This is a genomic window from Mycobacterium sp. OAE908 (genome assembly GCF_017872775.1).
GTDB lineage: Bacteria > Actinomycetota > Actinomycetes > Mycobacteriales > Mycobacteriaceae > Mycobacterium.
This window is the reverse complement of the sequence record NZ_JAGGJL010000001.1, coordinates 4,289,250-4,302,249: the sequence shown is the minus strand read 5'-3', so window position 1 is coordinate 4,302,249 and position 13,000 is coordinate 4,289,250. Positions and strand designations below refer to the sequence as shown.

At 65.1% G+C, this 13,000-nt stretch carries 13 protein-coding genes and 1 pseudogene; 4 read left to right on the top strand and 10 right to left on the bottom strand.

Going from position 1 to position 13,000, the window contains the following annotated elements:
• Positions 1-4: 4 nt before the first annotated feature.
• Genes J3E61_RS21225 through J3E61_RS21215 form a run of 3 tightly spaced genes read right to left on the bottom strand, consistent with a single transcriptional unit; the run spans position 5 to position 1,838 of the window.
• Positions 5-478: a histidine kinase gene (locus J3E61_RS21225; RefSeq protein WP_210084863.1), complete on the bottom strand. Its 474-nt coding sequence runs from the start codon at positions 476-478 to the stop codon at positions 5-7.
• A gap of 59 nt (positions 479-537) precedes the next feature.
• Positions 538-951, bottom strand: a complete 414-nt coding sequence (locus J3E61_RS21220; protein ID WP_192721089.1) for an ester cyclase — start codon at positions 949-951, stop codon at positions 538-540.
• 14 nt (positions 952-965) lie between these two features.
• Positions 966-1,838 carry a TIGR03619 family F420-dependent LLM class oxidoreductase gene (locus tag J3E61_RS21215; RefSeq protein WP_210084862.1) on the bottom strand — a complete coding sequence of 291 codons (873 nt, stop codon included), beginning with the start codon at positions 1,836-1,838 and terminating at the stop codon, positions 966-968.
• A 38-nt stretch (positions 1,839-1,876) separates the two neighbouring features.
• On the opposite strand from J3E61_RS21215, the gene J3E61_RS21210 reads away from it, so the two are divergent.
• Entirely contained in the window at positions 1,877-3,160 is a 1,284-nt protein-coding gene (locus J3E61_RS21210; RefSeq protein WP_210084861.1) for a deoxyribodipyrimidine photo-lyase, read from the top strand.
• On the opposite strand, the gene J3E61_RS21205 is transcribed toward J3E61_RS21210, so the two are convergent.
• A complete protein-coding gene (locus J3E61_RS21205) occupies positions 3,153-3,989 on the bottom strand; it encodes a mycofactocin-coupled SDR family oxidoreductase (protein WP_192722383.1) in 837 nt (278 codons plus the stop codon). The two genes, J3E61_RS21210 and J3E61_RS21205, sit on opposite strands and share 8 nt — an antisense overlap.
• Before the next feature lie 147 nt (positions 3,990-4,136).
• Here J3E61_RS21205 and J3E61_RS21200 point away from each other — a divergent pair, with 147 nt between their 5' ends.
• A complete protein-coding gene (locus J3E61_RS21200) occupies positions 4,137-4,400 on the top strand; it encodes a DUF2631 domain-containing protein (protein WP_192721092.1) in 264 nt (87 codons plus the stop codon).
• 5 nt (positions 4,401-4,405) lie between these two features.
• On the opposite strand, the gene J3E61_RS21195 is transcribed toward J3E61_RS21200, so the two are convergent.
• Positions 4,406-4,975, bottom strand: a complete 570-nt coding sequence (locus J3E61_RS21195; RefSeq protein ID WP_210084860.1) for a hypothetical protein — start codon at positions 4,973-4,975, stop codon at positions 4,406-4,408.
• Between the two features lie 105 nt (positions 4,976-5,080).
• On the bottom strand, positions 5,081-6,508 hold the full coding sequence (locus tag J3E61_RS21190) for a wax ester/triacylglycerol synthase family O-acyltransferase (RefSeq protein ID WP_210084859.1): 1,428 nt from the start codon (positions 6,506-6,508) through the stop codon (positions 5,081-5,083).
• 115 nt (positions 6,509-6,623) lie between these two features.
• On the opposite strand from J3E61_RS21190, the gene J3E61_RS21185 reads away from it, so the two are divergent.
• Both J3E61_RS21185 and J3E61_RS21180 read left to right on the top strand, forming a co-directional pair.
• On the top strand, positions 6,624-7,301 hold the full coding sequence (locus J3E61_RS21185; RefSeq protein WP_210084858.1) for a DUF427 domain-containing protein: 678 nt from the start codon (positions 6,624-6,626) through the stop codon (positions 7,299-7,301).
• A 130-nt stretch (positions 7,302-7,431) separates the two neighbouring features.
• Positions 7,432-9,258 (top strand): acyl-CoA dehydrogenase, encoded by a 1,827-nt coding sequence (locus J3E61_RS21180; RefSeq protein ID WP_210084857.1) that lies wholly within the window; start codon positions 7,432-7,434, stop codon positions 9,256-9,258.
• A 76-nt stretch (positions 9,259-9,334) separates the two neighbouring features.
• Here the strand turns inward: J3E61_RS21180 and J3E61_RS21175 are convergent.
• The 4 genes and pseudogenes from J3E61_RS21175 to J3E61_RS21160 form a co-directional block, all read right to left on the bottom strand.
• Positions 9,335-9,537: pseudogene (locus J3E61_RS21175) on the bottom strand (hypothetical protein); the annotation flags it as partial.
• A gap of 40 nt (positions 9,538-9,577) precedes the next feature.
• A complete protein-coding gene (locus tag J3E61_RS21170; RefSeq protein ID WP_210084856.1) occupies positions 9,578-10,585 on the bottom strand; it encodes a VOC family protein in 1,008 nt (335 codons plus the stop codon).
• The gene (locus J3E61_RS21165) at positions 10,578-11,444 is read right to left on the bottom strand and encodes an alpha/beta fold hydrolase (RefSeq protein ID WP_210084855.1); all 867 of its coding nucleotides are present in this window, start codon (positions 11,442-11,444) and stop codon (positions 10,578-10,580) included. The genes J3E61_RS21170 and J3E61_RS21165 overlap by 8 nt, the downstream gene beginning before the upstream one ends.
• The gene (locus J3E61_RS21160; protein ID WP_210084854.1) at positions 11,441-12,958 is read right to left on the bottom strand and encodes a bifunctional 3-(3-hydroxy-phenyl)propionate/3-hydroxycinnamic acid hydroxylase; all 1,518 of its coding nucleotides are present in this window, start codon (positions 12,956-12,958) and stop codon (positions 11,441-11,443) included. The genes J3E61_RS21165 and J3E61_RS21160 overlap by 4 nt, the downstream gene beginning before the upstream one ends.
• Positions 12,959-13,000: the final 42 nt, after the last annotated feature.

Below are 13,000 nucleotides of genomic sequence, written 5' to 3'. Positions count from 1 at the left end.
TGGGCTAGCGGACCCAGCCGCTGAAGTGCTTGCCGGAATCGCCGCGTGGACGCCGGGACCCCCCGAGCGCCGCCGACACCGCGCGGACAAGCCACGCGTTCACCGAGAGGCCGTCGCCGCGCGCGGCAGCGTCGACGCGGGCACGCAGGTGTTCGGGAAGCCGCAGCGTCACCCGCCAGGTGCCGCCGTCGTCGTCGGATTCGGGTACGACGGCGGGCATGTCCGGCCCGTCCTCTATGCCGGTCGACACACTGAACTCGGGATCGCGCCCCCGCAGTCGCACGTCGACCGAGCGGGGCGCGAGGTCGCGGGTGATCTGTTGCGCCGCCTCCGACAGCGCCTCGAGCAGGGCCAGCCGAATCGCCGATTCCAGGGGTGCGGTCAGTCGCTCGGCAAGCGCCTGCGCATCCTGTCCCCCGGCGGCTGCCGCCACAGACAACTCGTGGCGCACCGAATCCACATATGGCTGCAAGTCCATGGTGTCATGATGACACCACTATGGTGTCACTGCAAGCGTCAGTTTGACGCAACAGCCAGCTAGGACCCCTTGAGCTGCTCCAATAGCCCGTGCAGATCGAGTTGGCCGCGATGCGCCACCAGCGAATCCCCCTGGAAGCGGTCGATGTGAATGCCCGCGATCGAGACTTTGGTGCCGGTCGGCGCGATGCCACGGAATTCACCGGTATGGGTGCCGGTGAATCGGCAGCGCGTTATGCCGTGCGAGCCGTCGACGAGGACTTCCTCGATTTCGTGTTGACCATCGGGAAAGCCCCGAATGAACTCCTCCAGATTCGCCCGCCACTCGGCCCACCCGAGGGGTTCCGAACTACCGACCTCAGCGATCAACCGAGGCGAGACCAACGCCTCGATGGTGTCCCAGTCACGTCTGTCCAGCGCCGCGTAGAAGCACTCCACCAGTTCCCGGACCGCGTCATCGTTCGAATCAGGCACGAGGCCAACGATATTTACCCACGAACCTTGGCGATGATCGTTTCGGCGAACCGCTCGATCGGTGCGCGGTAACGGTCGACGCCGCCGGGCGCCAACTCCGCCCCCATCCACGGCGCCGACATCACCTGGGTGATGCCGACATCCTCGGCCCGCTTGTACAGGTCAGGCGTCGGCGGTTCGAGCAGCGCCAGCAGGACGTCGAACGGCTCGTTCTCGCGGCCGTATTCGCGGCGCAGTTTCGTCAGCCTCTCGGCGTAATGGACCGCGTCGTCCCATGCGTACGCGTAGCCGACCCAGCCGTCGCACAGTCTGGCCGCGCGCCGCAGCGCGGCTTCGGATTCACCGCCGCACAGGATAGGCACCGGCGCCTCGGGATGGGGTTCGATCATCAGCTCGGGAACCTGGTAGTACTCACCGCTCCAGGACACCCAGCCGCCGCGCCACAGCGCCCGCAGTGCGGGGATCATTTCGTTGAGCCGCTTGCCACGGGTTTCGAAGTCCTGGCCCAGCAGGTCGTATTCCTCGCGCATCCACCCGACGCCTACACCCAGTGACACCCTGCCCTCCGACAGCACCGCGGCCGTCGCGACCTGTTTGGCGACCTCGATCAACGGCCGTGCGGGCGCCACGTAGACCGCGTTCGAAAAGCGCAGCCGATGCGTCACCGCCGCCATCGCACCAGTCAGCACCCACGAATCCGGCCAGGCGGTTTCGGGTGCCCACCCTGGCCTTCCCGTCGATGAGTCCGGGTACGGCGAGGACAGCTCGCGGGGATAGATCAGGTGGTCGGAACAGATCAGCCCGTCAAAGCCGGCCTCGTCGAACATCCGGGCCACCGCGATGATCTCGGTGGTCTTCATGAACGGTGTGCCGCTCCAAAACTGCATCCTGTTTCTTTATCTCGAAATTCGGGCAGCATCAATGGATGCCAACACTGCTGTGGTTTCGGCGCGATCTGCGGCTGCGTGACCTGCCTGCGCTGCTCGACGCCGCCGCCCAGGACGGCGAGGTGCTGGCCTGCTACGTGCTGGACCCTCGACTGACGGCTTCGGCTGGATCGCGCCGGCTGCAGTATCTGTACGACGCGCTACGGGATCTGCGTGGCTCCCTCGATGGGCGGCTGCTTGTCACGCGCGGTCGTCCGGAGAAGCGAATTCCCAAGCTAGCCAAGGATATTGGTGCCCCATCCGTGCATGTGTCGGCGGAGTATTCGCCGTTCGGCCGCCGACGCGACGACGCGGTTCGCGACGCGCTGGGTGACGTATCGCTCGAGGAGGCCGGGTCGCCGTATCTGGTTTCGCCAGGCCGGGTCGTCAAGAGCGACGGCACGCCCTACAAGGTGTTCACCCCGTTCTACGACGCTTGGCGGCGGCACGGCTGGCGTCCGCCCGCCGACTCGAGCGCGAGCTCAGCGCGCTGGATCGACCCGGCCGACGTGCCCGGCGGGGTGGACATCCCCGACGCCGGGGTGGAGCTGGAGCTGCCTGCCGGCGAGACGGCCGCCCGCAAGCAATGGGCGAAATTCGTTGACAGCGAACTGGACAATTACGCCGAGCAACGCAACCGGCCCGACCTCGACGCCACCAGCCGGATGTCGGCGCACCTGAAGTTCGGCGCGATCCATCCGCGCACCATGGCCGCCGATCTCAACGGCACCACGGGCGCCCAGGCTTATCTACGCGAACTGGCGTTCCGTGACTTCTATGCCGCGGTGCTTCACGAGTGGCCCGACAGTGCGTGGTGGAATTGGAACAAGTCGTTCGACGCGATCCAGGTCGACGATGACCGAGAGCTGTTCGAGGCGTGGAAGGCGGGCCGCACCGGTTTTCCGATCGTCGACGCCGGCATGCGCCAACTCGCTCAGACCGGCTTCATGCACAACCGGGTCCGGATGATCGTCGCGTCGTTTCTGGTCAAGGATCTGCACCTGCCCTGGCAGTGGGGCGCCCGGTGGTTCCTGGAGCAGTTGGTTGACGGCGATATCGCCAACAACCAACACGGTTGGCAGTGGGCCGCCGGCTGCGGCACCGACGCCGCGCCGTACTTCCGCGTGTTCAACCCCGCTACGCAGGGCAAGAAGTTCGATCCGGACGGTGCCTATGTTCGCCGTTGGGTGCCCGAGGTGGACGACGACGACTATCCCGAACCGATTGTCGACCATGCGGCAGAGCGGAAGGAAGCGCTGCGCCGCTACAGCCAGCTCACCTGACCAGAAAGCCCGCGTCGATGGGAAGCTGGATGCCGGTGATGTAGCGGCCCGACGGTCCGCAGAGGTAGAGCATGGCCTCACTGATGTCACTGGCCTCGATGAGGGGGACCGGCAGCAGGTTTTCGAATGCCGCGGCGTACTCGGGCTGCTCGGCCAGCAGCTGTTCGACTTGCGGGTTGACGATCATCCCGCTGTTCAACCCCGTCGGGTGGACGGTGTTTACGCGAATGTTCTTCTCGGCGAGCATGTTTGCGTAGCCGCGCATGATGCCGACAACCCCATGCTTGGCGGCTAGATAGCCTGCCCCGCCGTGAGTCTTCTGGCTCAGCTTGACATGCATACCGGACAGCCCGGCAACGGAGCTGGTGATCACGATCGCTCCGCCATCGTCGTGGGCGAGCAGTGCGGGCAACGCCGCCTCGATCGTGTAATACACGCCGTTGAGCATCACGGCGATCGCGTCGTTGAAAGCCGAAATGTCCTGTGCCTGTTGACCGACCATCGGCAGAATCCCGGCGTTGGCGAGAACGAAGTCCAGCCGACCGAGTTCGGCTACGCCGTTGGCGACCGCCGCCTTCAGCCGTTCGAAATCACGGACGTCGCCCTGTTCGGCGACGATGCGGCGACCCGTCTTCTCGACCAGGTTCACTGTTTCGTCGAGATCCTCCGGCGTGGCCATCTGATAAGCGACGCTGTCGATCTGGTCGCACAGGTCGAACGCGATGATGTCGGCGCCCGCTTCGGCGAACCGAACCGCATGCGAGCGGCCCTGCCCCCTGGCGGCGCCGGTGATGAACGCGACTTTCCCCTCCAACTGCAATGCCATCAGACTCCCCCTTCGGCGCGAAGACGACGCTACGCTCCGCCAGTCCGCGATGCCGGCAAACGGAAAAGGCGACGTCAACGGGTGTACTGCCGCGCGTAGTAGGCCTGTGCCAGAATGTCTGCAGACTCAGCCCGACCATGAGGAGTAGCCGTGGCCAACACCGAGGTGGAACGACACACCGGCAGGGAAGCTCCGGACGTCGAAGATGTGCCCTCCGCGGAGTGGGGTTGGTCCAAGGAGAACCACAAGGTGATCCACATCGGGGGGCTGCTGGCCGCCGGATTCATGCTGCTGATGCTGCGGGGCAATCACGTCGGCCACGTTGAGGACGGCTTCCTGATCGCGTTCGCGATCCTCATCCTGATCGCGGTGGCGCGTGACTGGTGGTTGCGCCGCCGGGGCTGGATTCGGTAGCGCCCTCAGACCGAGTACAGCGGGCGGAAGGCCCCCGAGCCGATCCGGAAGAGCGTCTCGCTCGATGTGGCGTTGTCGCCTGAGACGTCGGCGGCGACAAGCGCCTGCGATTTGAAGGCCCGCGCAGCCGAACTCACCCGATGGTGGATCGCATCAGTCTGGCGACCCAGCTCGGCCGGCCACGGCGAACCCCACACGGTGACTTCGGTGAGTCCGCGCTTCAGCACGTGGACAACCTCGTCGCGGACCAGCTGATCGGCAGCCAGCAGTTCGGCGCTGACGGCCAGTGCACCGACGCGCGATGAGCTGCGAACCATCGACAGGAAACCCTCGTTCGCGTCTCGTGCCGTCGCACCCAGAATCGTCAGCGGCCGGGGGTCGGCTCCGTCGGCGACCATCACATTGACATCCCAGCCGGCCCTCGCGCGGTCATACAGCCAACCGCCCGCCGACCGCACGACATCCTCCGCGCTGGCTGCGAGAACGTTGAGTTGGTACCGGAGCACCCTGCTTGCGGCCGCGCGATCGATACCCGCGGCGGTCTTGTCGTCGGCGATGACGGATCGGGTAGCCATGCCTAGAGCGTGACACTTCTGTCATGATCTGTAAAGGTTAGATTTTCCTGGCCAACCGCCGTCCGGCCAACCGGCTGGTCGAAAATCCTGGCTTGTGCCGAGCGGTCAGCCGGCCGCAGCAGCCAGCGGCATGGCCGCACCGATCCGTGTCAGGTCGGTGGATAGCCCTGCCGCGCTGCGTATTTCGATGAAGGCGTCGACCATTGCGTCGGTGGCCTCATGCGGGTCGTCGAGAGTGAGATCGTCGGTCAACACCGAGATCGCGAGCTGGTCGACATAGCTCCATACCGTGATGTTCATCCCGCTGCCCACGACCACCGGTCCAACGGAATAGATTTCACTGACCGTCGCGCCCTCGATGTTGCCGCGTTCCCGCGGACCGGGCACATTCGAGATGACCAGATTCATGACGCTGGCCGACTCGAGCCGGCGGGCCTGGCTACGAAACAGTCCCGGCGCGAGCGCAGGAGGAAGATAGGACAGCCACGCGGGCAGGACTGTCGGCCCCAGAAGTTGGTTGTTTTCCTTCGCGATGGCGGTCGCCACCGACGTCAACTCCACCCGCTTGAGCGGATCCTCGATGTGCACCGGCAACGACGGCGTCATATATGTGAATTCGTTGCCCACCAACCGCTCCGGCGAAGGGTTGTAGCTCACCGGGACTCCGGCGATCAGTGGTGAATCGGCCGTACCGTCGTAGCGCAGCAGCAGCTGACGAAGGGCTCCCGCCGCGGTCGCCAACACGATGTCATTGAGGGTGACGCCGAGATGCTTGCTCGTTTCCTTCACGTCGGCCAGCGCCAGCGGTGCCGTCGCGAACCGGCGGCCAGGGGACACGACATGGTTGATGAAGCACTGGGGTGGCGCGAAGTTGCGGGCGAGATCCGGATGCTGACCGCGCTCCTTCGAGCGACTCCGGACCCGCGACACGCCGCGGGCCGTTTCGCGCACCAGCCGAGGCAGTTTTCCGATCAGGCGCAGGTGATCGCGACCGGCCGCCTTCAGCAGGCTGCCGCTCGCCTGCGCCGACGAGGGAGGTGCCGTGACGGGCAGCGCTTCCGGCGGCGCCATCGCCTTGGCCATCTGGTTGGCCGAGGCCACCCCGTCGGCCAGCACATGGTGGACCTTGTGAATGATCGCGATGCGGTTGTCGGCCAGCCCCTCGGCGACATACATCTCCCACAGGGGACGGCTGCGATCCAGCGGCGCACTGGCGATCTCGCCGATCAGCTGATCGAGTTCGCGGCGTCCACCGGGAGCGGACACCCGCGCGCGGCGCAAGTGATAGTCGAGGTCGATGTCGTCGTTCTCCACCCACATCGGGTGATGCAGCTTCAGCGGTATGTCGACCAGTTGGTAGCGAAGCGCGGGCAACGTCATCAACCGCGGATAGGCGACTTCGCGGAACAGATCGAAGGTGAATCCGCCCTCGACGCCGGACACGTCGAGGATGCCGATCTTGAGCGTGTGCATATGAACCTCGGGCGTCTCGCTGTACAACATCAACGCGTCGACGCCATTGAGTCGCCTCATACCCCACCCCGTTCTCCCTTGCCCTATTGCACTCCCTACAGCTGCCCGCCATGCGGCTTCGGCGAACATTCACCACGGCAGTGACACTGCACGCGCACTCTGTAAAGCTTTGGCAATGAGTCTCGTCGCCGGACGCGGTCCACTCAGTAAGGACCCCGCAGGCTGGTTCTCGCCTCCCCTACCCGGAGAGGTGGTCTTCGTCGAGCCGCACCCGCGCCGTGTGCAGGCCATCCGCAACGGGCAGACGGTGATCGACACCGAGCGGGCGTTGCTCGTGCATCGGCGCGATCACCCACTGAGCTACGCGTTCCCGGCCGACGACGTCGGCGACCTGCCCACCGAAGCCGAACCGCAGGCGCCCGGATACGTCCACGTGCCGTGGGACGCGGTCGACACCTGGCTCGAGGAAGGCCGCCAACTCGTCCATTACCCGCCCAACCCGTACCACCGCATCGACTGCAGACCGACTCATCGCCAGTTGCGGGTCGACGTCGCAGGCGCCACCCTGGTCGACACCGCGGACACGGTGATCGTGTTCGAGACCGCGCTTGACCCTCGCCTCTATGTCGACCCTTCGCTCGTTCGCACCGACCTGTTGCGCCGCACGACGACGACGTCCTATTGCAACTACAAGGGCCACGCGACGTACTGGGCGGCGGTCGTTGGCGACACCGTGGCCGACGACGTGGCGTGGAGCTACGAGGATCCCCCACCCGAATGTCTGCCCATCAAGGGATATCTGAGCTTCGACGCGGCCCGAGCCGAGGTAGTCGCCGAGCTTCCCGCTATGTGACGCCCATCACAGCAAGCTGCCTGACCTCGTACCCTACGGTTCCGTCACCGTAGGTTGCCGTGGTTACGGTTGCGTACGTTTTGCCTGGCCCGCCACACTTTTCGCAGTTTGCCAAGCGAAGGGAAAAGCGTTGGGCCACTACCTCACCAACCTCCGTGACATCGAGTTCAACTTGTTCGAGGTGCTGAACCTCGGCGGTGTTCTCGAGTCCGGGGGCTATGGCGATCTGGACGCCGACACGGTGCACACGATGCTCGACGAGGTCGCGCGGCTTGCAGAGGGACCGGTGGCCGAATCCTTCGCCTCGGCTGACCGCAAGCCGCCGGTCTTCGACCCTGAGCACCACACCATCAGCGTGCCAGGCGAATTGGCCAAGTCGGTGCAGGCAGTCAAGGACGCCGAGTGGTGGCGTATCGGTCTGCCCGAGGAGATCGGCGGGGTGCCCGCGCCCAGGGCATTGGTGTGGGCGGTCAACGAAATGCTGCTGTGCGCCAACCCGTCCGCCGCGTTTTGGTGGGCGCTGGGGCCCGCGATGGCGCTCGCGCTGTACGAAGAGGGCAACGACCAGCAAAAGCATTGGGCTGCAGTGGGTTTGGAGCGCGGCTGGGCGGCCACCATGGTGTTGACCGAGCCTGACGCGGGCTCCGACGTCGGCGCTGGGCGTGCCAAGGCAATTGCCCAACCCGACGGCACCTGGCACATCGAGGGCGTGAAGCGGTTCATCTCCGGTGGTGACGTCGGAGATAGCGCTGAGAACATCTTCCATCTGGTGCTGGCCCGGCCGGAGGGCGCCGGCCCGGGGACCAAGGGCCTGAGCCTGTTCTATGTGCCGCAGTTCCTGTTCGACCCAGACACCTTCGAGCTCGGCCCACGCAATGGCGTCTTCGCAACAGGGCTGGAGCACAAGATGGGGTTGAAGTCCTCCCCCACATGCGAATTGACGTTCGGCGGCCATGGCATCCCTGCCGTCGGTTATCTGGTTGGCGACGTCCACAACGGCATCGCGCAGATGTTCACCGTCATCGAGAACGCCCGGATGACAATCGGTGTCAAAGCCGCGGGCACATTGTCGACGGGCTACCTCAACGCGCTGGCGTTCGCGAAGGAGCGCATCCAGGGTGCCGACCTCACTCAGATGACCGACAAGTCGGCGCCGCGAGTGACGATCATCCACCACCCGGATGTGCGCCGCAGCCTGATGACGCAGAAGGCGTACGCCGAGGGGTTGCGGGCACTGTATATGTACGCCGCCGCGCATCAGAATGATGATGTGGCTCAGCAGGTTTCGGGCGCGAGTGCCGAGATGGCGCACCGCGTCGACGACCTGTTGCTTCCGATTGTCAAGGGCGTGGGATCCGAACGCGCATATGAACTGCTCACCGAGTCGCTGCAGACGCTCGGGGGTTCGGGCTTCCTGCAGGACTACCCGATCGAGCAGTACATCCGCGACGCCAAGATCGACTCGCTGTACGAGGGCACCACCGCGATCCAGGCGCTGGACCTGTTCTTCCGCAAGATCGTTCGTGACCGTGGTGAGGCGCTGGCACATGTCGCGACGCAGATCAGCCAGACGATCGACAGTTCCGATGCAGCGTTGAAGACCCAGGCCGCCCAACTGCGCACCGCGCTGGAGCACGTCCAGGCGATGACCGCAACGCTGACCGGCTACCTGATGGCCGCCGCCGAGCAGCCAACGGAGATCTACAAAGTCGGCCTCGCGTCGGTCCGGTACTTGCTCGCAGTCGGCGACCTGGTGATCGGGTGGCGCCTTCTGGTCCAGGCCAACATCGCACAAGCCGCGCTCGCTGCCGCCAAAGGCGACGAGGCGTTCTATCGGGGCAAGATCGCCACCGCGGCGTTCTTCGCCGCCAACATGCTGCCGAACCTGGCGGCGGTGCGCGAGATCGTCGAGAACCTCGACGACGACATCATGAGCCTGCCCGAGGCAGCGTTCTGACCTGACGAATCACCGAAACTGCGGTGAGATCGCGATTCTCTTCGAAAGTGCGATCTCCCCGCAGTTTCGAGCGTCAGTCAGCGATTGCGGGCGCGGTGCCGAGCCGCGGGAACAGCTTGCCCGCGGCCACGGGTGCGGGGGCAACAGCGAGGGCGGGGCTGCGTCCGGTATCGCTCACGATCGCGACGGCCATCCGATGCGACGCATAGGGACGAAGCCGCCCGAATGGCCGAGGATAAAACGGACGTTCGGATATTTGTGGCGAATAGCGTTGCGCACCTATGGTGGTGATGGGTATCGATACGCAGCACGGTTGTCCTCAATTGTCAGAAATGCCGGCACCAGCCAGTGCCGAAATGCTTTCCTCCCGGCGCAGCAGCGACTGGACACCTGTCTTGAACATGGCGAGCTTATCGACGATCGTCTGCCCTTCCGGGGTGTGTCCCCAGATGCTGATGCCTTGGTAAGTCGTTGGCTCCCAGGTGTTCTCGGCCTCATCGTCTACGACAATCGGATTCCAGCCCACTTCCCATTCGAACCCCGACGGCGTCATCGCGTAGTAGGACAGCTCCTTGTCGTTGGTGTGCTGCCCGACACCCAACGCCATGTCGAACCCGAGTTCCTTAAGACGCTGATACGACGCGGTCATATCGTCGAGCTCGGCGACCTGGATGTTCAGGTGCTGCACATGGGTGCGGACCGGGTTGACGGGCAACCGGTTGACCGCGGCGATCGCCACCGAGTGATGGCGCTGATTGACCCGAAGGAAACGGATCTTGAGCTTGATGCCGCTGATCGTCTCATCGATGAAGTCGGACAGGCGGGCATCGAAGACGGTGTTGAAGTAGCCGTGCATCTGTTGCGGTTTCTTCGAGGTGATCGCGACGTGGCCCATGCCGCTCTCGCCGGTGACGAAGCCGCCGACCCGGATGTCAAGCGGCGCATCGGTGGTCTTGGCTGTCGTGAAGATCTCCTGCGCCAGTCCGTTTGGGCCGGGGAATCGCACGAGCCGTTCCACACCGCGCAGCGCCGTTTCCTCCGCGGTTCCCTCGACGACGGGCACGCCGTGGCTGATGACACGGGAGACGACCTCGTCGAAAGTCGCGTGGTCGTCGAGTTGCCAGCCGAGGGTCGTGACGTCCTCGGCCGGCCCGCGCTGCAGCAGGAACCGGCACTCGTTCTCGTCGAGTCGGAATCGCATGACGTCGCTGAGGGTCTCGTCGAGGTGCATGCCGATGGCGTCGCGGCCAAACCGCCGCCAGTCCGCGAACTTGTCGGTCTCGATGACGATGTAACCGAGGTGGACATTGCCGAAGATGTCAGGCATGTGCGAGTCTCGAATCGGCGCTGAGGAATTCGGTGACGAGCTCGTTGAACAACTCGGCTCGTTCCCACTGCATCCAGTGGCCGGTGTGCGAGGTCATCACCAGTTCGGCGTTCGGCATGGCGTTCAGTAGCATCGGCCCGCCAGTGGGTCGGTTAACCTTGTCGTCGCGGCCCCACAGGACAAGCGTCGGCGTCCGCAGTGTCGCCAGCCGGCTGTCGCGGGTGAGGTCCATCCGCCACAGGGTGCGCAGACCCGACGGGCGGCGCAGCGGCGGGTCGGCCACCACGTCCGGATCGATCGAGGCACGGTAGCGCAGCTCGATCAACTCGTCGGGCACCGAAGCGCCGTCGTAGACAAGGTAATTGCGGATGAACGCCTCCAGCTTGTCGCGGCTGGGCCCGTCGCCACCGTAGTAGGACAGCAGGCTCTTCAGGCCTGCGGTCGGGACACCTCGCGTCGTCCCGATCCCGCCCGGTCCCATCAGCACCAGCTTGTCAACGCGGTGCGGAGTATCAAGGGCGAGGCGAAGCGCAGCCGCACCGCCATACGAGTTGCCGATCATGTGCGCGGTGTCGATCCCGAGTTCGTCGAGCAGACCGCGGATCGTGTCGGCGAGGTAGCCGAACGGGTCGTCCTGATCCACGCCCTTGACCGAGCGGCCGTAGCCGGGCATGTCCGGCACGATGACGCGGAAATGCCCTGCGAGCGCATCGATGTTGCGCGAGTAGTTGGATACCCCCGAAGCACCCGGGCCGCCGCCGTGCAGCATCACTACCGCAGGTCCGCTACCGGCTTCGGCGAAGAAGATCGGCTTTCCGTTGACGGAGACGGTGCGTTCGGTGAGGTTGGTGGTGGTCATGCCGGTACTCCAGTCTTGATGGGCGCGATGGCGCGAGGGGCGGGTAGCGACTGCCCGGATTGACTTGAGGCGTAAATGAATCCATCGGGACGCACCACAACCGCGGCTGCCTTCCTGCGGTGCAGCCAATGGCTGAGCGTGGGGTCGCTGATCCGGATCACCTTGGCGCCCACCTGGGTCCACGCCGGGGTACCGGCCGGCGGTGTTCCGGTGTGCAGGACGGCCCACTGTCCGTCGAGCACATCGTCGAGGCGAATCCTGGTGCCGGTCTCGTCGGTGACCCACGGTTGCGGTATCTGCCAACCAACCGCGCCGCCTTTCCCCACGAAGAAGCCGTCCTCGTAGCGGGCATCGGGAATCCACGTCAGCTTCTGCAGCCCCGCGTCCACCCTGGGCACGCGGGTCAGCGCACGGAACGCGTGATTGCGGATCGCGGCGATGGCGCGGTTGCGCTCGGTGATGATGCGGCCGACGAAGCATGCGCGGCGGGTCACCTCGGTGACGTGCGGCTTCCGTTCCGCCTGATACGAATCCAGCAGCGAGTCCGGCGCCTGCCCCCGCAGCACGGCGGCCAGTTTCCAGCACAGGTTGGCTGCATCGCGCACGCCGGCCGACATGCCCTGGCCGATCCACGGCGGCATGGCATGCGCTGCATCGCCGGCAAGAAAGACGCGGCCCACGCGCCAGCGTTCGGCGACCCGGACGTGGTGGCTGTAGATCACCGCCCGCAGGATCTTGACATGTTCGTCTGTGATGCCCTGATCGTTGAGGACCTTCCAGATGTTCTCTTCGCGCAGGAGCGTCTGCTCATCCTCATCCGTGCGGGCTGGGTACTCCCACCGGTGATGCCCCAGCGGCGTTGGGCAGTCGACCGTCGGACGAGCTGGGTTGCAGTGGAAACGGAGTCGGTCGTGGGCATCCCATTCCTTGAGCACCTTGGTGTCGATGACCACCCACCGCTCGGTGTAGGTGCGGCCCGAATAGCCGACACCCAATTGCCCCCGGGTAGGTGACGAGCCACCGTCGGAGGCAATCACATAGGACGCACGGACTCGCTTGAAGACATCGGCGCGAAGGTCGGCAAGCATGAGTTCGACCTCGTCGTCATCTGTCAGCACGCGCAGGCATTCGTGCTCGAGCAGTATGTCGACGTTCGGAAAGCGGGCCACACCCTCGCGCAGCACGTGATCGACAGCTGGCTGATACAGGAACTGCTGCGGCGGATGCCCGGTCCCCCGTGACGTGATCTTCAGGTCGATGAACGGCACACCGGCGGCATCGACGAAGTTCAACGGACGGTCGGGCAGCATGTCCTGCTGCAGGCGATCCGCAAGGCCAACCGACTGCCATACCCGCATGACTTCCTCGTCGGTGGAGATCGCCCTGGCGCGGCTGTACACGTCGGGGTCACGCTCGACGACGAGCACCTTCAACCCCAGTTGGCCTAGCAGGTTGGCAGCGGTGGCACCGGTGGGACCGTAGCCGATCACCGCCACGTCGTAGGTGTTGCTCATTTTCTGCTCTCATCGTCGATGGGCTTGTTCTGTAGTGATTGC